This is a genomic window from Pseudomonas sp. MH9.3, assembly GCF_034354675.1.
Classification (GTDB): domain Bacteria; phylum Pseudomonadota; class Gammaproteobacteria; order Pseudomonadales; family Pseudomonadaceae; genus Aquipseudomonas.
Genome location: NZ_CP133785.1, coordinates 3,960,829 through 3,978,888, shown reverse-complemented (window position 1 = coordinate 3,978,888; position 18,060 = coordinate 3,960,829). Strand labels below are relative to the sequence as shown.

Sequence of the window (18,060 nt, the reverse complement as noted above, 5' to 3'; positions counted from 1 at the left end):
CCCCCATATTGGGGCGACTGACGCGTGAAGGAATCCAACTTGAGCGAACTTCTCAACCGCCGCCTGGCCCTGCTCGGCAAGCGCGAACACCTCTCCCTGCTGGAGCAATGCTTGCACGGCATCGAGCGGGAATGCCTGCGCGTCACCGGTGAGGGTCGCCTGGCGCAAACGCCGCACCCCGAAGCTCTGGGCGCTGCACTGACCAACGAATTGATCACCACCGACTACTCGGAATCGCTGCTGGAGTTCATCACCCCGGCGCTGCCCAACCCGGCCGATACCTTGAGCAGCCTGGACAGGATCCACCGCTTTGCCTACACCAAGCTCGGCAGTGAATACCTGTGGAGCCCGTCGATGCCGTGCCCGTTGCCGGCCGAGGAAGACATTCCGATTGCCTATTACGGCACCTCCAACATCGGACAGCTCAAGTACGTGTACCGCAAGGGTCTGGCCCTGCGTTACGGCAAGACCATGCAGTGCATCGCCGGTATCCACTACAACTTTTCCCTGCCGGAACAGCTGTGGCCGCTGCTCAAGGACACCGAGGGCTTTGTCGGCACCGAGCGTGACTATCAGTCCACGGCCTACATCGCGCTGATCCGCAACTTCCGCCGTTACAGCTGGCTGCTGATGTACCTGTTCGGTGCCTCGCCGGCCCTGGACGCCGGGTTTCTGCGCGGGCGCTCGCACCAGCTCGAAGTGCTGGACGCCGACACGCTGTACCTGCCCTATGCCACCAGCCTGCGCATGAGCGACCTGGGTTACCAGAGCAACGCCCAGGCCGGTCTCACGCCGTGCTACAACGACTTGAGCAGCTACACCGACAGCCTGCGCGAAGCGGTGGCAACGCCCTACGCGCCGTACGTCGAAGTCGGCACGCACAAGGACGGTGAGTGGGTGCAGCTCAACACCAACATCCTGCAGATCGAAAACGAGTACTACTCCAACATCCGCCCCAAGCGCGTGACCTACACCGGCGAGCGGCCGATCCAGGCGCTGGTGGCCCGTGGCATCCAGTACATCGAAGTACGCTGCCTGGACATCAACCCGTTCCTGCCAATGGGCATCGACCTGCCGGAATCGCGCTTTCTCGACGCGTTCCTGCTGTATTGCGCACTCAACGACAGCCCGCTGTTCGCCAACAACGAATGCGGCAACGCCACCTCCAACTTCCTCAGCGTGGTCAAGGAGGGTCGTCGTCCGGGCCTGGAGCTGCAGCGCGATGGCGCGGCGGTGGACATGAAGCAATGGGCCACCGAGCTGCTGGAACAGATCGCGCCGCTGGCCGCCCTGCTCGACGAGAGCCACGGCGTCAGCGAACACAGCCAGGCACTGGATGCCCAGTTGGCGAAAATCCAGGACCCGTCGCTGACCCCGTCGGCCCAGGTACTGGCAGCGATGGCCGAGCGCAAAGAGAGCTTTGCGCAGTTCTCCCTGCACCAGAGCCAGTTGCATGCCGAGTATTTCCGCAAGGAGCCGCTGGCAGCTGACGAACAGGCGCGCTTTGAAGAACTGGCGCGCAAGTCGCTGGCGCAACAGGCGGAGCTGGAGCAAACCGAAGTGGGCGACTTCGATGTGTTTGTCGGGTCGTACCAGGCGAGCATCCTCGCCATCAGTAATTAAGGACCTACTCTGTCCACTGTGGGAGGGGGCTTGCCCCCGATAGCTGTGGGTCAGCTACAGATAAGCTGACTGATCCACCGCCATCGGGGGCAAGCCCCTCCCACATTTGCCTGCACCAGACTGAAGATTGGCGTTCGCTTCTCTTCTAATAAGCTAATTCGAAAACGTTATTTATTTTCGGATTCTTAGATCATTTAGTCTCCTCACACGCCGACCTCCGGCCGCCTGATTGAGGAGCTTCCCCCTTGAAACTGCTGACCCCTCTGCGCCTCCTGGCCGCATTGTCCCTGGCCGGTGCCAGCCTGTTTGCCCAGGCGGCGGATGTGACCATCGCTTACCAGACCACCGTCGACCCGGCCAAAGTCGCCCAGGCCGACGGCGCTTATGAAAAAGCCACCAACGCCAAAATCGACTGGCGCAAATTCGACAATGGTGCCGATATCATCGCCGCCCTCGCTTCCGGCGACGTGCAGATCGGCTACCTCGGTTCCAGCCCACTGACCGCTGCGATCACGCGCAAGGTTCCGGTGGAAACCTTCCTCGTCGCCACCCAGATCGGCGGTGCCGAAGCCCTGGTAGCGCGCAACGGTGCGGGGATCAACCGCCCGCAGGACCTGATCGGCAAGAAAGTCGCCGTGCCGTTCGTGTCCACCGGCCACTACAGCCTGCTGGCCGCGTTGAAGCACTGGAACATCGACCCGTCGAAAGTCACCATCCTCAACCTCGCACCGCCGGCCATTATCGCGGCCTGGAAGCGTGGCGATATCGACGCCACCTACGTGTGGGACCCGGCCCTGGGCGTGGCCAAGGAAAACGGCAAGGTGCTGATTACCTCCGGCGAGCTGGCCAAGTTCGGCGCGCCGACCTTCGATGCGTGGATCGTGCGTAAGGATTTTGCCGAGAAGCACCCGGAAATCGTCACGGCTTTCGTCAAGGTCACCCTGGATGCCTACGCCGCGTACCGCAAGGACCCGCAAGCGTGGCTAGCCGACAAAGGCAACGTCGACAAACTGGTAAAGCTCTCCGGCGCCAAAGCCAGTGACATCCCACTGCTGCTGCAAGGCAACCTCTACCCGCTGGCCGCCGACCAGGTAACCCTGCTGGGCGCACCGACCACCAAGGCTATCACCGACACCGCTGCGTTCCTCAAGGAACAGGGCAAGGTCGACGCCGTGCTGCCGGACTACGCGCCTTATGTCAGCACCAGGTTCATCACTCAATAAGGAATTCAGTGCGATGACCTTGCTCAAGCTGGAGCGCATCAGCGCACAGTACCCAGGCGCCACAGAACCGGTACTGTCTGACATTTCACTCGAGCTTGGGCCCCAGCAATTGCTGGTGGCCCTCGGCCCGTCCGGCAGTGGCAAAACTTCGCTGTTGAACCTGATTGCCGGCTTTGTCGAACCGTCTGCAGGGCGCATCAGCCTCGATGGCGTGCCGGTCCAAGGCCCGAGCGCCGAACGTGGCGTGGTGTTCCAGGACGACGCCCTGCTGCCCTGGCAGGACGTGTTGGCCAACGTCGGCTTCGGCCTGGAGCTGGCTGGTGTGCCCAGGGCGCAACGTGAAATCCGCGCCCGGGAAATGCTCGCGCTGGTCGACCTGGCGGGGTTCGACAGCCGGCGTATCTGGCAGCTTTCAGGCGGCCAGAAGCAACGCGTCGGCCTGGCCCGCGCCCTGGCCGCCGACCCACGCGTGTTACTGATGGACGAACCCTTCGGTGCCCTCGATGCCTTTACCCGCGAACAGATGCAGGAGCTGCTGCTGCAAGTCTGGCGGCGCACGGCCAAGCCGGTCTTCCTGATTACCCACGACATCGAAGAAGCGGTATTTCTCGCCACTGACTTGATCCTGCTGGCGCCCAACCCCGGCCAGATCGTCGAACGCCTGCACCTGGACTTCGGCCAACGCTACGCCGCCGGTGAGTCGGCGCGGGCGATCAAGTCCGACCCGCGCTTTATCGAAACCCGCGAACACGTGCTGGGCAAAGTCTTTTCGCAACGGCAGGTGAGCGCATGAGCAGCTATGAACTACCCGCCAGCGCCGCCAAGCCGGTGGCACACGCGGTTATCCCGGTGCGCCGCAGCTTGAGCACGCGCTGGATCAGCCTGCTCACGCTGGTCGCCTTGCTGGCGATCTGGTGGGCCGTGACCGCCACCGGCCTGATCGAGCCGCTGTTCCTGCCGCCACCCTCCGCCGTGCTGCAAAAAGGCTGGCTGCTGGCGACCACGGGCTATATGGATTCCACCTTGTGGCAGCACCTAAGCGCGAGCCTCAGTCGTATCGGCCTGGGCCTGGGCTTTGCCGTGCTGACCGCCGTTCCGGTGGGGATTGCCATCGGTTCGAACCGCATTGCGCGTGGCATCCTCGACCCGCTGATCGAGTTTTACCGTCCAATCCCGCCGCTGGCCTACCTGCCATTGATCGTGATCTGGTGCGGCATCGGCGAGCTGTCCAAAGTGCTGCTGATTTACCTGGCGATCTTTGCACCGATCGCCATCGCTACGGCGACCGGCGTGCGCACCGTTGACCCGGCCAAGCTGCGGGCCGCGCAGTCGTTGGGGGCGACGCGTGCCCAGCTGATTCGCCATGTGATCCTGCCGAGCGCCCTGCCCGACATCCTCACCGGCCTGCGCATCGGCCTGGGGGTTGGCTGGTCGACGTTGGTTGCGGCCGAGCTGATCGCGGCCACTAGCGGCCTGGGTTTCATGGTGCAGTCGGCGGCGCAGTTCCTGGTCACCGACGTGGTGGTGCTGGGCATCCTGGTGATCGCCGTGATCGCATTCGCCATGGAAATGGGCCTGCGCGCCCTGCAGCGCAAATGGGTGCCGTGGCATGGGCAGGCACGCTGAATGCACGCGCCATTTCAGGCAACCACATCCCTGTGGCGAGCAGGCTTGCCCTAATGCCTTTCAGTTAAGCGCAGATTCCCTGTGGCGAGCAGGCTTGTCCTGCGTTGGGCTGCGCAGCAGCCCCAAAACCAGACGCTGAGCCGTATCAGGTACACCGCGTTTTGCTTGATTGGGGGCGCTTCGCGCCCCAACGCGGGGCAAGCCCGCTCGCCACAGTAAGGCCGCTTGCCACAATAAGCGCGCTCGCTACTTATTCAGCGCTGGAAGGCTTTTCCCACAGGTTGATCCCGCCTTCCTGCGCAAATCGATCAATCTGCGCCAGTTCCTCTGCGCTGAAGCTCAGATTTTTCAACGCCCCAACGTTCTCAGTGATCTGCTCCGGCCGGCTTGCGCCGATCAGTGCGCTGGTCACCCGTGGGTCACGCAACGTCCAGGCCAATGCCAGTTGGGCCAGGCTTTGGCCGCGTCGCTGGGCGATTTCGTTGAGGGCGCGCACGTGGGCGAGGTTGGCTTCGGACAGATGCCCCGCCTGCAGCGAACCACCGCCCGGGCGGTTGACCCGTGCGTCGGCCGGCACGCCATTGAGGTACTTGTCGGTGAGCAGACCCTGGGCCAGTGGTGTGAACGCGATCACGCCGACGCCGAGTTCTTCGGTGGCGTCGAGCAGGTCTTTCTCCACCCAGCGATTGAGCAGGTTGTAGGCCGGCTGGTGAATCAGCAGTGGCACTTTCCATTCTTTGAGCAGCGCTGCCATTTCACGGGTTTTCACCCCGGAGTACGACGAAATACCGATATACAACGCCTTGCCCTGCTGCACGGCAGTGGCCAGGGCGCTGGCGGTTTCTTCCAGCGGCGTGTCGGCATCGAAACGGTGCGAGTAGAAAATATCCACGTAGTCGAGCCCCATGCGCTGCAGGCTCTGATCGAGACTGGCCAGCACGTATTTGCGCGAGCCGCCGCCCTGGCCGTATGGGCCGGGCCACATGTCCCAACCGGCCTTGCTGGAGATGATCAGTTCGTCGCGGTAGTGCTTGAAGTCTTCGCGCAGCAGACGGCCGAAGTTGATCTCGGCACTGCCATAGGGCGGGCCATAGTTGTTGGCCAGGTCGAAGTGGTTGATCCCCAGGTCGAACGCGGTGCGCAGCAGGGCGCGCTGAGTGTCGATCGGGGTGCTGTCGCCAAAGTTGTGCCACAGCCCCAGGGACAGGGCGGGCAGCACCAGGCCACTGCGGCCTGTGCGGCGATACGGGATAGATTCATAGCGGTTTTCGGCAGCAATGTACGTCATCGAATCCTCTCTGGGCTGTTGGGTGTGGTTTCCCTTTTACAGCAATTTACTCCCAGAGTGGACGCGCCGATGATCGTTCCCACGCCGAGCGTGGGAACGATCACAGGGCTCAGCGCACCAGATGCAGGAACTGCAAATGCCGCTCGTACTGATCGAGGATGTCGTTGATGATCTGCTCCTTGGTGTAGCCCACCAGATCGTAGTCCTGGCTGCCCTCGCTCAAGTGCACTTCCGCCCGATAGTAGCGACGGTTGTTGATCTGTTTGGAGCCCATGCCGCCACGGGCGAACGACGGTGTGAAGTAACCGCGCATCTGCACCTGGTAGATGAACGGGTGTTCCTCGCCATGGCCGATCTCGAGGCTGACGCTGTCGTTGGCCGGGTCCGGCTGGGTGACCACCGAAAGGCCCTTCTCGACAAACACCGCCGTCACTTCTTCAATCGCCGGGCGCACCGTCGACTCGAGGAAGCGGTATACCTCGTCCCGCGACGGGAAGTGCACCGCCTGGCTCAAGCGCTGGCGCCAGCCGCCTTTGCCCTTGCGTGAAGCCGACACCGGCGCCAGCGAATGCAATTGCGCGATCTGCTTTTGTGATTCCAGATGGAACGCCTTGTGCAGCCCCCACATCATCAACAGCAGAATCATCGAGAACGGCAACGAGGTGAGTACCACCGCCGATTTCAGCGAATCGATGCTGCCGGCAAACAACAAGGCACTGGTGACCAGCGCGGTCATCGCGCCCCAGAACACCCGCAGCCACTTCGGCCCGTCTTCATCGGCGTTGCCGCCCTTGGACGACAGCGTCGACAGCACCACGGTGCCGGAGTCGGCGGAGGTGACGAAGAACACGAAGCTGATAAACACCGTGACGGCGATCACCGTCTTGCTCCACGGATAGGTTTCCAGCAGCAGGTACAGGCTCATCGACGGGTCATCGATGGCCGACTGACCGAGCGCGGTCATGCCGTGGTTGAGCACCTGATCGATGGCACTGTTGCCGAAAATCGACATCCACGCCAAGGTAAAGCCCAGCGGGATCAGCAGCACACCGAACACGAATTCGCGGATGGTACGGCCACGGGAAATCCGTGCGATGAACAGGCCCACGAACGGCGACCACGCGATCCACCAGGCCCAGTAGAACACCGTCCAACCGCCCAGCCAGTCGCTGGGCTTGTCGTAGGCGTACACATCGAAACTCTTGGTCGGCAAGGCGCCGAGGTAGTCGCCGATGTTCTGGATCAGGGTGTTGAGCAAATGCTGGGTGGGACCGGCGAACAACACGAACAGCAGCAGCGCACAGGCCAGCAGCATGTTGATGTCGGACATCACCCGCACACCCTTGTCGACGCCGGCCACGGCCACAAGAATCGCCGCGCCCATCATCAGGGTGATCAGGCCGACCTGAATCCACTGCGTATGGGCAATGCCGAACAGGTAGTCCAACCCGGAGTTGAGGTGCAGCACACCAAAGCCCATGTCGGCTCCCAGGCCGAACACCGTGGCGATGATGCCGAAGCCGTCCACCGCGTAGCCGATGGGGCCGTTGATGCGCTTGCCGATCAGCGGGTACAGCGCCGAACGCAACGCCAGCGGCAGGTTATGCCGGTAGGCGAAGTACGCCAGGGCCATGCCGACAAAGGCAAACACGCCCCAACCATGCAGGCCCCAGTGCAGAAACAGAATCTGCATGGCCTGGCGCGCTGCATCGGCGTTCAGCGGCGCGCCCTGGGGCGGTTGCACCAGGTGCGTCAGCGGCTCGGACACGCAAAAGAAGAACAGCGTGATGCTGATGCCTGCGGCGAACAGCATGCCGGCCCAGGACAGGTAACTGAATTCGGGCTCGTCGTGGTCGGCACCGAGCTTTATCTTGCCGTAGCCCGATAGCGCGGTGACCACCACGAAGACCAGATACAGGGTCATCGCCAGCATGTAGTACCAGCCGACCGTATTGGCCGCCCAGTTTTGCGCAGCCAGCAGCCAGGCACCGGCCTGTTGCGGGATCGCGATAACGGTGATGCCAAACAGCAGAATGAAGGTTGCGGCAAAGTAGAAAACGGGCGCATTCATGCGCACCAGGCCGCTGGAAGGGGTGGACGATGCACTCATGAACGATGCACCCCGAGGGTTGGGTATGTGGCTGTAAATAACGGACTCAGCAAAGGTAAGCCTCCTGTTGTGAGCGGGCAGCGAACCACCGGTTTAACTTGAACGAGCGTTCAATTTAAACATGAATAGGCGTTCGGGGACTAATCGCAGGGCCGAGTGGTAGACAATTCCTACGTCAAGCCAAGGCCTTGTATGACGGATAAGGATCACAAAACGTTCAGCGATAAACAGCTCATGTGTGAGACACGGATCAAACTGTGGGAGCTGGCAAGCCAGCTCCCACAATTGAAAGGTGTTCGGCGCTGGGGCTATTTTTGCGCGCCATCCTCATGCTGCAGATTGGCCTGAGTGATGTTCACCCCCGCCGGCACGCTGCGCGTCAGCCACACATTGCCGCCAATGGTCGAGCCCTTGCCGATGGTGATGCGCCCCAGAATGGTCGCCCCGGCATAGATCACCACATCGTCTTCCACGATCGGATGCCGTGGATGCCCCTTCTGCAACTGTCCGTCTTCGTCCGCCGGAAAGCGCTTGGCGCCCAGCGTCACCGCCTGGTAGATACGCACGCGCTCACCGATGATCGCGGTTTCACCAATCACCACACCCGTGCCGTGATCGATAAAGAAGCTCGGGCCGATCTGCGCGCCGGGGTGGATGTCGATGCCGGTGGCCGAGTGGGCGATTTCTGCGCTGATCCGTGCCAGCAACGGCAAGCCCGCGCGGTACAGGTGATGGGCCAGGCGATGGTGAATCACCGCCAGAATGCCGGGGTAGCACAGCAGCACTTCGTCGACGCTGCGCGCAGCCGGGTCGCCGTGGTAGGCGGCCAGCACATCGGTATCCAAGAGGCTGCGCAGGGATGGCAAGGCCAGGGCGAAACCCTGGATCAGGCGGATGGCATGGGCATCGATCTGGCTGTCGTCCTGCCCGCCCTGGCGCGCGGCATAACGAAGCTCCAGGCGCGCCTGGGCAAGCAAGGCGTTCAGCGCGACATCCAGAGTGTGGCCGACGTAGAAATCTTCACTTTCCTCACGCAGGTCCACCGGCCCCAGGCGCATCGGAAACAGCGCACCACACAAGGCTTCGAGGATCTGCGCCACCGCCTCGCGCGACGGCAGTTCACGCCCGCCATGCTCGCCGCTCAAACGGCCATTGCGCGTGCGCCACTGATCGCGGGCGCTGCGCAGCTGGCTGACGATGGTCTGTAATTGCCAATGACTGGAACGCTCACTCACGGTCTTTACTCCTGACGTAATGGCCGCCACTTTACGGTATGCACCCCGGCCGCCCTTAAGAACCAATGGTGTGATGCCAAGCACTATCGGCTATAAGCGATTGGCGGTTGCCTGCGCAAAAGGGCCTGCCTATAGTCGGCCCATTCCTCAGCAACCGTGCGCAACCATGATCAAGCAACAGCTCGACCGCTTTAACCGCCTGGACCTGCTGGGCGGCGCCACCGCCCTGGAAAAACTCGAACGGCTGTCGACATGGCTGGGTCGCGACGTCTACGTCAAGCGCGACGACACCACGCCGCTGGCCATGGGCGGCAACAAACTGCGCAAGCTTGAATACCTCGCCGCCGATGCCATCGCCCAGGGCGCCGACACCCTCGTGACCGCCGGCGCCATCCAGTCCAACCACGTGCGCCAGACCGCTGCGCTGGCCGCCAGGCTCGGCCTGGGCTGCGTCGCGCTGCTGGAAAACCCCATCGGCACCGAAGACCCCAACTACCTCGGCAACGGCAACCGCCTGCTGCTCGAGTTGTTCGACGCCAAAGTGGAGCGGGTGGAAAACCTCGATAACGTCGACGACCAACTCAATGCCCTCGCCGACCGCCTGCGCAGCAATGGCAAGAAGCCGTACCTGGTGCCCATCGGCGGCTCCAATGCGCTGGGTGCGCTGGGCTATGTCCGGGCCGGCCTGGAACTGGCCGCGCAGATCGACGCCAGCGGCATCGACTTCGCTGCCGTGGTGCTGGCCTCCGGCAGCGCCGGCACCCACAGCGGCCTGGCGTTGGCCTTGAGCGAAGCCTTGCCCCATCTGCCAGTGGTGGGTGTGACCGTGTCGCGCACCGACGAGGCCCAACGCCCGAAAGTGCAGGGCCTGGCCGAACGCACCGCCGAGTTGCTGGGCGTGGCCCTGCCGGACGCGTTCAAGGTGATCCTGTGGGACGAATATTTCGGCCCGCGCTACGGCGAGCCGAATGCGGGCACTTTGTCGGCGATCAAACTTTTGGCCAGCCAGGAAGGTCTGTTGCTGGACCCGGTGTACACCGGCAAGGCCATGGCTGGCTTGCTGGACGGCATCGGGCGCCAGCGGTTTGAGGACGGGCCGATTATCTTCCTGCATACCGGCGGGGCACCGGCGCTGTTTGCCTATGACTCCGTATTTAACTGAGTCCGCACCGACCCATGTGAGAGGGGACTTGCTCCCGAAGGCGGTGTATCAGTCACAGATGAGCTGGCTGACACCTCGCGATCGGGAGCAAGCCCCCTCCCACCTTGAAACTTTCTATATTCAAAAATAGAATATCAGTCTGAATTTATATTATTTTCAAGTCTTAAAAACCGGCCTTATAGTCGCGCGCTTTAAGGCAGGATACGACCACTGCGTCACCTGCTTCGCTCACCATAAAAACACAGGGGCTCTTCATGACTATTTCTGCATTGCGTCGCACATTACTGGTTGGCACCTTGGGCCTGGCGCTGGGCGCCGGTCTGCTTGGCCAGGCCGTTGCCGGTGAGCAATTGAGCAACATCAAGAAGGCGGGCGAGATCAAGATCGGCCTGGAAGGCACCTACCCGCCGTTCAGTTTTGTCGATGAAAGCGGCAAGCTCACCGGTTTCGAGGTGGAGCTGTCCGAAGCCCTGGCCAAAGAGCTGGGCGTGAAGGTCAAGCTGCAGGCCACACCCTGGGATGGCATCCTTGCCGCCCTGGAATCCAAACGCCTGGACGCCGTGGTCAACCAGGTGACCATCTCCGAAGAGCGCAGGAAAAAATACGATTTCTCCAAGCCCTACACCATTTCCGGTATCCAGGCGCTGGTGCTGAAGAAGAACGCCGGCGAGATCAAGACCGCCGACGACCTGGCCGGCAAGAAAGTCGGTGTGGGCCTGGGCACCAACTACGAACAGTGGCTCAAGGACAACCAACCCAAAGCCATCATCAAGACTTACAACGATGACCCGACCAAGTTCCAGGACCTGCGCATCGGCCGCATCGACGCAATCCTGATCGACCGTCTGGCTGCGCTGGAATACGCCAAGAAAGCCCCGGACACCGCCGCTGCCGGTAATGCGTTCTCGCGCCAGGAGTCGGGCATTGCCCTGCGCAAAGGCGAGCCTGAACTGCTCGACGCCGTGAACACTGCCCTCGACAAGCTGCGCGCCGACGGCACCTTGAAAAAGCTGTCCGAGAAGTACTTCAACGCTGACGTCACTCAATAATGGAAGCAGGCTTCCAACTCGCGCTGGACTCCGCGCCCTTTCTGCTCAAGGGCGCGTACTACACGGTCATTCTCAGTCTGGGCGGGATGTTCTTCGGTTTGCTGCTGGGCTTCGGCCTGGCCTTGATGCGCCTGTCGCGCTTCAAGCTGCTCATTTGGACCGCCCGCGTCTACGTGTCGTTCTTTCGCGGCACGCCCTTGCTGGTGCAGCTGTTTCTGATCTACTACGGCTTGCCGCAAGTGGGCATCGAGCTGGATCCGATCCCGGCGGCCATGATCGGCTTTTCGCTGAACATGGCCGCTTACGCCTGTGAAATCCTGCGGGCCGCCATTGCGTCCATCGAGCGGGGCCAGTGGGAAGCCGCTGCCAGCATCGGCATGACCCGCGCGCAGACCCTGCGCCGGGCCATTCTGCCGCAGGCGATGCGGACCGCCTTGCCGCCGTTGGGCAACAGCTTTATTTCGCTGGTCAAGGACACCGCGCTGGCCGCCACCATCCAGGTGCCCGAGCTGTTTCGCCAGGCGCAGTTGGTGTCGGCGCGCACCTTCGAAATCTTCACCATGTACCTGTCCGCTGCGCTGATCTACTGGATACTGGCCAGCATCCTGGCGCATTTTCAGAATCGCCTGGAAGACCGGGTCAACCGGCATGACCTGGAGTCTTGAAACATGATCGTGGTTGAAAAGCTGACCAAACAATTCAACGGTCAGGTGGTGCTCAACGGCATCGACCTTGAGGTCAAGGCCGGCGAAGTCGTCGCGATCATCGGCCCCAGCGGTTCGGGCAAGACCACCTTCCTGCGCTGCCTGAATTTCCTCGAAGAACCCACCAGCGGCCGTATCAAGGTGGGCGACGTCGAGATCGACGGCAGCAAACCGCTCAACCAGCAACAGGGCCTGGTGCGACGTCTGCGCCAGCACGTGGGCTTCGTGTTCCAGAACTTCAACCTGTTCCCCCACCGCACGGCGCTGGAAAACGTCATCGAAGGCCCCATCGTGGTCAAGAAGATGCCACGCGAAGCCGCCACCGAGCTGGGTCGCAAGCTATTGGCCAAAGTCGGCCTGGCGGGCAAGGAAGACGCCTACCCACGGCGCCTGTCCGGTGGTCAGCAACAGCGTGTGGCGATTGCACGGGCGCTGGCCATGGAACCGGAGGTGATTCTGTTCGACGAACCTACCTCGGCCCTCGACCCCGAACTGGTGGGTGAAGTGTTGGCGACCATTCGCAGCCTCGCCGAAGAAAACCGCACCCTGGTCATCGTCACCCACGAAATGAGCTTTGCCCGCGATGTGGCCAACCGGGTGATCTTTTTCGACAAGGGCGTCATCGTCGAACAGGGCGAAGCCAAGGCGCTGTTTGCCAACCCAAGGGAAGAACGCACCCGCCAGTTCCTGAGCAAATTCCTCGCCCACTGACAGGCTCAATCAATCCCATCCCTCTGGCGAGCGGGCTTGTTGTGGCAAGCAGGCTTGCTGTGGCGAGCGGGCTTGCCCCGCGTTGGGCTGCGCAGCAGCCCCAAAACCATCCTCTGCGCAGTGTCAGGTACACCGCATGTTCCTTGATGGGGGCGCTTCGCACCCCAACGCGGGGCAAGCCCGCTCGCCACATTGACGCAGCCTCCCACCCTACAGCGCGTCGACATTCCTCTCGGTAAAACACCCCGCCGCGCCCACGCAAAAATCCCCCTCCCGGTCAGACCCTTCTGAATCTGCACCGCCACACCGTTTAGCCTTTTGCCGCCATTGACTGACCCTGGCCAACCCTCTTATCTAACGTCCAGAGGATTGGATCCTATCCCGGCTATTTACTGAATCGTTCCTTTCGGACCGCTTGCGCACCCGCGCCAATGGCTCGGAACGAGCGCTGCTGGCTGCATCAAGGAGATGACTTATGACGCGCACTGCAACCCCGGCCATGTTGACCGCCCCAACCCTGCCCCAGGCCCTTGGAAACGGCATCAATGCCCACGCCGCCGCCCACTTGCAGGTCGATATCGCCCCCTACCCCGGCATGGAGGAAGGTGACCTGATCGAGCTGTTCTGGAACAACTGCTTCGCTGCCTCACGACGGATAACCGCGTGCCGCATCGGCCAGCCGACCCACCTGCGTATCCCGCAAAGTTTCGTACTCGATGGCCCCGCGCGCGTGCATTACCAGGTCATGCAGATCGGCCACGGCCCGGCACGCTCGGCCACCACCCAGGTACGCGTCAAAACCGACTGCCCGGGCGGACAGCCGCCCAACCTGTACAGCGACGAAAACCAGAACCTTGCCCCGGTTGGCCTGCCCGAGACGATCCGTCGCCAGGGTGTCAACAGCCGCCAGGTGCAACGCGGCATTCCCTTGACCATCGAGCCCTACCCGAACATGAGCAGCGGCGATGCGATCACCCTGCGCTGGGGTGACGTGCGCATGGACCTGCCAAAAATCACCGCCAGCGGCGTCGGCCTGGCCGTGCAGGTGTGGGTGCCGTCGAGCGTGATTGTCGAAGGCGGCGATGACTGCCGGCTGGACGTGACCTACTGCGTGCTGGACCGCGTCGGCAACAATTCGCGCTGGGCGCCCACCCGCACCGTGCGCATTGCAGCGCTGCTGCCCACCCGTCCGGCGACAACCACGCCGGTCTACCAACCCCGTCCGCTCGGCTAACCCTGCAAACCTGGGTGATCGCCCTTCTATGCATATTCCCAAAAGTTAGTTTATTTAAATATTTAACACGCTTAGGGTATATGCACCGGACCACCGGACATTCCTGATTTTTCTGTTTTTATTTCATTGAATGCGAGGTCGGTATGATCAAAATTACCCCGGTGCATAACGCCAGGGCATTACGTGCAGCCAAGGAGCGGCGCTGATGCCTAACGTGGCTGCAACCCCCCCCCAAAGTGATCTGGACGAAGCCCCCCTGCTGTTGCCGGCCGCCGTGCTGCGCAACGATGCAGAGGCGCTGAGCGCCGCCCACACGCTGGCTCAGGCGGCGCGGCAGCACGCCGCCAAGCGTGACCAGCAGCGCAAGTTACCGTGGGCGCAGCTCGAGCAGTTCACCCGCAGCGGTCTGGGCAGTATTTCCATTCCCCGCGAATACGGCGGGCCCCAGGTGTCCTTCGTGACCCTGGCCGAGGTGTTCGCCATCATCAGCGCGGCGGACCCGGCCCTCGGGCAGATCCCGCAGAACCATTTCGGCATCCTGCACCTGGTGCAGGGCACCGCCACCGAACGCCAGAAGAAGCAGCTGTTCCAGAGCGTCCTCGACGGCTGGCGCATCGGTAACGGCGGCCCGGAACGCGGCACCAAAAACACCCTTGAACTCAAGGCGCGCATCACCGCCAAGGGCGACGGCTACGTGGTCAGCGGACAGAAGTTCTACTCCACCGGCGCGCTGTTTGCGCACTGGGTCGCGATCAAGGCGCTCAACGATGACGGCAAACAGGTCCTGGCGTTCGTGCGCCGTGGCAGCGAAGGGCTGCGCATCGTCGATGACTGGTCCGGCTTTGGCCAGCGCACCACCGCCAGCGGCACCGTGCTGCTGGACGAGGTGGCAGTCGACGCCGAGCTGATCATCGACAACTGGCGCATCGGCGAAAGCCCGAATATCCAGGGCGCGGTCTCGCAACTGATCCAGGCCGCCATCGATGCGGGCATCGCCCGGGGGGCGCTCGACGACACCCTCGCCTTCGTGCGCGAACGCTCGCGGCCGTGGATCGACGCCAAGGTCGAACGCGCCAGTGACGACCTGTACGTGATCGCCGATATCGGCAAGCTGAAGATCGAGCTGCACGCCGCCGAAGCCCTGCTGCGCAAGGCTGGCCGGGTGCTGGATGACGTCAGCGCGGCACCGATCACCGCGCAGTCCGCGGCACGCGCGTCCATCGCGGTGGCCGAGGCCAAGGTGCTCACCACCGAAGTGGCGTTGCTGGTCAGCGAAAAGCTCTTCGAACTGGCCGGCAGCCGCGCGACGCTGGCCGAATTCAATTTCGACCGCCACTGGCGCAACGCCCGGGTGCACACCCTGCACGACCCGGTACGCTGGAAGTACCACGCCGTCGGTGCCTATCGCCTGAACGGCACCCTGCCAGCTCGCCATTCCTGGATTTGACCATGACCCTTTCTCATCACGTCGCGGTCATCACCAGCGACGAGCACGCCCTGATTATCGCCAGCGACCTGGCCGAAGACTTTCGCCGCGACAGCGCCCTGCGCGACCGCGAACGCCGCCTGCCGCTGCCCGAGCTGGATGCTTTTTCGCGCTCGGGCCTGTGGGGCATCAGCGTGCCCCGCGAATACGGCGGCGCAGGCGTGTCCAACGTCACCCTGGCCAAGGTCATTGCACTGATCGCCCAGGCCGATGCCTCCCTGGGCCAGATTCCGCAAAACCACTTCTATGCGCTGCAAGTGCTGCGCGTGAATGGCAGCCCCGAGCAGCAACAACGCCTGTACGCCGAGGTACTGGCCGGCCAGCGCTTCGGCAATGCGCTGGCCGAACTGGGCACCAAAACCGCCCATGATCGCGTCACCCGGCTCACCCGCGACGGCGACGGATTCCGTATTACCGGCCGTAAGTTTTACTCAACCGGCGCACTTTACGCCCAGCGCATCCCCACCTCGGTGGTGGATGAACACGGCGTGCAGCAATTGGCCTTTGTGCCGCGTGACAGCCAGGGTCTCAGCGTGATCGATGACTGGAGCGGCTTCGGCCAGCGCACCACCGGCAGCGGCTCGGTGGTGTTCGATAACGTGTGGGTCGCCGCCCGTGACGTCATCTCTTTCCAGAGCGCCTTCGAGCGCCCGACCACCGTCGGCCCGCTGGCGCAGATCCTTCACGCCGCCATCGACACCGGCATCGCCCGCGCCGCCTTTGAAGATGCGCTGCACTTTGTGCGCACCAGGACCCGCCCGTGGATCGACGCCGGCAGCGACAAAGCCAGCGAAGACCCACTGACCTTGAAGAGCTTCGGCCACCTGAGCATCCGCCTGCACGCGGCCGAGGCACTGCTTGAACGGGCCGGCGAATTCCTCGACCGCGCCCAGGCCGACAGCAATGCCGAGACGGTTGCCGCCGCCTCGATTGCGGTGGCCGAAGCGCGCGCCCTGAGCACGGAGATTTCCCTGGCCGCCGGCAGCACCCTGTTCGAACTCGCCGGCAGCCAGGCCACCCTGGCCGAGCATGGACTGGACCGTCACTGGCGCAACGCACGGGTGCACACCCTGCATGACCCGGTGCGCTGGAAGTATCACGCAGTAGGCAATTACTACCTCAACGACGAAAACCCGCCGCTGCGGGGGACCCTCTGATGGCGAAGAAAAAGATCCTGCTCAATGCCTTCAACATGAACTGCATCGGGCATATCAACCACGGCCTGTGGACCCACCCACGGGACACCTCCACCCAGTACAAAACCATTGAGTACTGGACCGACCTGGCAAAAACCCTGGAACGCGGTCTGTTCGACGGCTTGTTCATCGCCGATATCGTCGGCGTGTACGACGTCTACCAGAATTCCGTCGACGTGCCGCTCAAGGAGTCGATCCAGTTGCCGGCCAACGACCCGTTGCTGCTGGTGTCGGCGATGGCGGCGGTCACCCGAAACCTCGGCTTCGGCCTCACCGCCAACCTCACCTACGAGCCGCCGTACCTGTTCGCCCGGCGCATGTCGACGCTGGATCACCTGAGCCGTGGCCGCGTGGGCTGGAACATCGTGACCGGCTACCTCGACAGCGCGGCCAAGGCCATGGGCCTGACTGAGCAGGTCGAGCATGACCGGCGCTACGACCAGGCCGACGAGTACCTGCAGGTGCTCTACAAACTGTGGGAAGGCAGTTGGGAAGACGACGCCGTGCTCAACGATCCGGCGCAACGGATCTACGCGCAGCCGGGCAAGGTGCACAAGGTCGAGCACCACGGCGAGTTCTATCGGGTGGAGGGCTATCACCTGTGCGAGCCGTCGCCGCAGCGCACGCCGGTGTTGTTCCAGGCCGGCAGTTCGGACCGTGGCCTGCTGTTCGCCGGGCGCCACGCCGAGTGTGTGTTCATCAGCGGCCAGACCAGGGCCGCAACCAAAGTGCAGGTGGACAAGGTGCGCGCCAGTGCCGTGGAGGCCGGGCGCAATGCGCACGACATCAAGGTGTTCATGGGCCTCAATGTGATCGTCGGCGCCACCGAGGAACTGGCCTGGGCCAAGCACGCCGAGTACCTGAGCTACGCCAGCGCGGAGGCCGGCGTGGCGCATTTCGCCGCGTCCACCGCGATTGATTTTGCCGCATACGCATTGGACGAACCGATCCAGTACGTGAAGAGCAACGCCATCCAGTCGGCCACCAAAAACCTGCAGAACAACGATTGGACCCGGCGCAAGTTACTGGAGCAGCACGCCCTGGGCGGTCGCTATATCACCCTGGTGGGCTCGCCCGAACAGGTCGCCGATGAACTGGAATTGTGGATCGGCGAAACCGGGCTGGATGGTTTCAACCTGACGCGCATTGTGACGCCGGAGAGCTACGTGGACTTTATCGACCTGGTGATACCGGAACTGCAAAAGCGCGGTTCGTACAAGACCGAATACGAGACCGGCACGCTGCGCGAAAAAGTGTTCGGCACCGCGCTGCTGCCAGCGCAACACACCGGCTCCACCTACCGCCATTGAATTAGAAATGTGGGAGGGGGCTTACTCCCGATAGCGGAGTGTCAGTGAACCCATCCTGTGACTGACCCACCGTCATCGGGAGCAAGTCCCCTCCCACAGTGGA

At 62.8% G+C, this 18,060-nt stretch carries 15 protein-coding genes; 12 read left to right on the top strand and 3 right to left on the bottom strand.

What is annotated here, in order from left to right; genetic code table 11:
- The first annotated feature begins 39 nt into the window (after positions 1-39).
- The 4 genes from gshA to tauC all read left to right on the top strand — a co-directional run bounded on the left by gshA (position 40) and on the right by tauC (position 4,472).
- Positions 40-1,623 (top strand): glutamate--cysteine ligase, encoded by a 1,584-nt coding sequence (gene gshA, locus RHM60_RS17670; RefSeq protein ID WP_322212350.1) that lies wholly within the window; start codon positions 40-42, stop codon positions 1,621-1,623.
- Positions 1,624-1,868: 245 nt separating this feature from the next.
- Positions 1,869-2,846 (top strand): taurine ABC transporter substrate-binding protein, encoded by a 978-nt coding sequence (gene tauA, locus RHM60_RS17665; protein WP_322212349.1) that lies wholly within the window; start codon positions 1,869-1,871, stop codon positions 2,844-2,846.
- A gap of 13 nt (positions 2,847-2,859) precedes the next feature.
- On the top strand, positions 2,860-3,639 hold the full coding sequence (tauB, locus tag RHM60_RS17660) for a taurine ABC transporter ATP-binding subunit (RefSeq protein WP_209987268.1): 780 nt from the start codon (positions 2,860-2,862) through the stop codon (positions 3,637-3,639).
- Entirely contained in the window at positions 3,636-4,472 is an 837-nt protein-coding gene (gene tauC, locus RHM60_RS17655) for a taurine ABC transporter permease TauC (RefSeq protein WP_322212348.1), read from the top strand. Before tauB ends, tauC begins: the two co-directional genes overlap by 4 nt.
- A gap of 250 nt (positions 4,473-4,722) precedes the next feature.
- Here the strand turns inward: tauC and mgrA are convergent, their stop codons facing one another.
- The 3 genes from mgrA to epsC all read right to left on the bottom strand — a co-directional run bounded on the left by mgrA (position 4,723) and on the right by epsC (position 9,105).
- On the bottom strand, positions 4,723-5,760 hold the full coding sequence (mgrA, locus tag RHM60_RS17650; RefSeq protein ID WP_322212347.1) for an L-glyceraldehyde 3-phosphate reductase: 1,038 nt from the start codon (positions 5,758-5,760) through the stop codon (positions 4,723-4,725).
- A 109-nt stretch (positions 5,761-5,869) separates the two neighbouring features.
- Positions 5,870-7,831 (bottom strand): choline transporter BetT, encoded by a 1,962-nt coding sequence (gene betT, locus RHM60_RS17645; protein WP_209990611.1) that lies wholly within the window; start codon positions 7,829-7,831, stop codon positions 5,870-5,872.
- 347 nt (positions 7,832-8,178) lie between these two features.
- Complete coding sequence (epsC, locus tag RHM60_RS17640) at positions 8,179-9,105, bottom strand: serine O-acetyltransferase EpsC (protein WP_057009859.1); 927 nt, start codon at positions 9,103-9,105, stop codon at positions 8,179-8,181.
- A gap of 166 nt (positions 9,106-9,271) precedes the next feature.
- Here epsC and RHM60_RS17635 point away from each other — a divergent pair, with 166 nt between their 5' ends.
- From RHM60_RS17635 to RHM60_RS17600, 8 genes are all read left to right on the top strand, one after another.
- Positions 9,272-10,267 (top strand): D-cysteine desulfhydrase, encoded by a 996-nt coding sequence (locus RHM60_RS17635; RefSeq protein WP_231422664.1) that lies wholly within the window; start codon positions 9,272-9,274, stop codon positions 10,265-10,267.
- Between the two features lie 254 nt (positions 10,268-10,521).
- Positions 10,522-11,316, top strand: a complete 795-nt coding sequence (gene tcyJ, locus RHM60_RS17630) for a cystine ABC transporter substrate-binding protein (protein WP_209987246.1) — start codon at positions 10,522-10,524, stop codon at positions 11,314-11,316.
- Positions 11,316-11,981, top strand: coding sequence for a cystine ABC transporter permease (gene tcyL / locus RHM60_RS17625; RefSeq protein WP_322212346.1), 666 nt, complete (start codon positions 11,316-11,318; stop codon positions 11,979-11,981). Before tcyJ ends, tcyL begins: the two co-directional genes overlap by 1 nt.
- A 3-nt stretch (positions 11,982-11,984) precedes the next feature.
- On the top strand, positions 11,985-12,731 hold the full coding sequence (gene tcyN / locus RHM60_RS17620; RefSeq protein ID WP_209987243.1) for an L-cystine ABC transporter ATP-binding protein TcyN: 747 nt from the start codon (positions 11,985-11,987) through the stop codon (positions 12,729-12,731).
- 475 nt (positions 12,732-13,206) lie between these two features.
- Positions 13,207-13,965: a hypothetical protein gene (locus RHM60_RS17615; protein WP_209987241.1), complete on the top strand. Its 759-nt coding sequence runs from the start codon at positions 13,207-13,209 to the stop codon at positions 13,963-13,965.
- Positions 13,966-14,170: 205 nt separating this feature from the next.
- A complete protein-coding gene (locus RHM60_RS17610) occupies positions 14,171-15,412 on the top strand; it encodes an SfnB family sulfur acquisition oxidoreductase (RefSeq protein ID WP_322212345.1) in 1,242 nt (413 codons plus the stop codon).
- A 2-nt stretch (positions 15,413-15,414) separates the two neighbouring features.
- The gene (locus RHM60_RS17605; RefSeq protein ID WP_322212344.1) at positions 15,415-16,608 is read left to right on the top strand and encodes an SfnB family sulfur acquisition oxidoreductase; all 1,194 of its coding nucleotides are present in this window, start codon (positions 15,415-15,417) and stop codon (positions 16,606-16,608) included.
- Positions 16,608-17,957, top strand: coding sequence for an LLM class flavin-dependent oxidoreductase (locus tag RHM60_RS17600; protein WP_322212343.1), 1,350 nt, complete (start codon positions 16,608-16,610; stop codon positions 17,955-17,957). Before RHM60_RS17605 ends, RHM60_RS17600 begins: the two co-directional genes overlap by 1 nt.
- The last annotated feature ends 103 nt before the right edge of the window (positions 17,958-18,060 follow it).

Excerpts from the sequence above, each read along its gene's own strand:
- betT (WP_209990611.1), bottom strand. The coding sequence starts at position 7,831 with ATGAATGCGCCCGTTTTCTACTTTGCCGCAACCTTCATTCTGCTGTTT.
- RHM60_RS17610 (WP_322212345.1), top strand. The coding sequence starts at position 14,171 with ATGCCTAACGTGGCTGCAACCCCCCCCCAAAGTGATCTGGACGAAGCC.
- tcyN (WP_209987243.1), top strand. The coding sequence starts at position 11,985 with ATGATCGTGGTTGAAAAGCTGACCAAACAATTCAACGGTCAGGTGGTG.
- RHM60_RS17600 (WP_322212343.1), top strand. The coding sequence starts at position 16,608 with ATGGCGAAGAAAAAGATCCTGCTCAATGCCTTCAACATGAACTGCATC.
- tauB (WP_209987268.1), top strand. The coding sequence starts at position 2,860 with ATGACCTTGCTCAAGCTGGAGCGCATCAGCGCACAGTACCCAGGCGCC.
- mgrA (WP_322212347.1), bottom strand. The coding sequence starts at position 5,760 with ATGACGTACATTGCTGCCGAAAACCGCTATGAATCTATCCCGTATCGC.
- tcyJ (WP_209987246.1), top strand. The coding sequence starts at position 10,522 with ATGACTATTTCTGCATTGCGTCGCACATTACTGGTTGGCACCTTGGGC.
- RHM60_RS17635 (WP_231422664.1), top strand. The coding sequence starts at position 9,272 with ATGATCAAGCAACAGCTCGACCGCTTTAACCGCCTGGACCTGCTGGGC.
- tcyL (WP_322212346.1), top strand. The coding sequence starts at position 11,316 with ATGGAAGCAGGCTTCCAACTCGCGCTGGACTCCGCGCCCTTTCTGCTC.
- RHM60_RS17615 (WP_209987241.1), top strand. The coding sequence starts at position 13,207 with ATGACGCGCACTGCAACCCCGGCCATGTTGACCGCCCCAACCCTGCCC.
- tauC (WP_322212348.1), top strand. The coding sequence starts at position 3,636 with ATGAGCAGCTATGAACTACCCGCCAGCGCCGCCAAGCCGGTGGCACAC.
- RHM60_RS17605 (WP_322212344.1), top strand. The coding sequence starts at position 15,415 with ATGACCCTTTCTCATCACGTCGCGGTCATCACCAGCGACGAGCACGCC.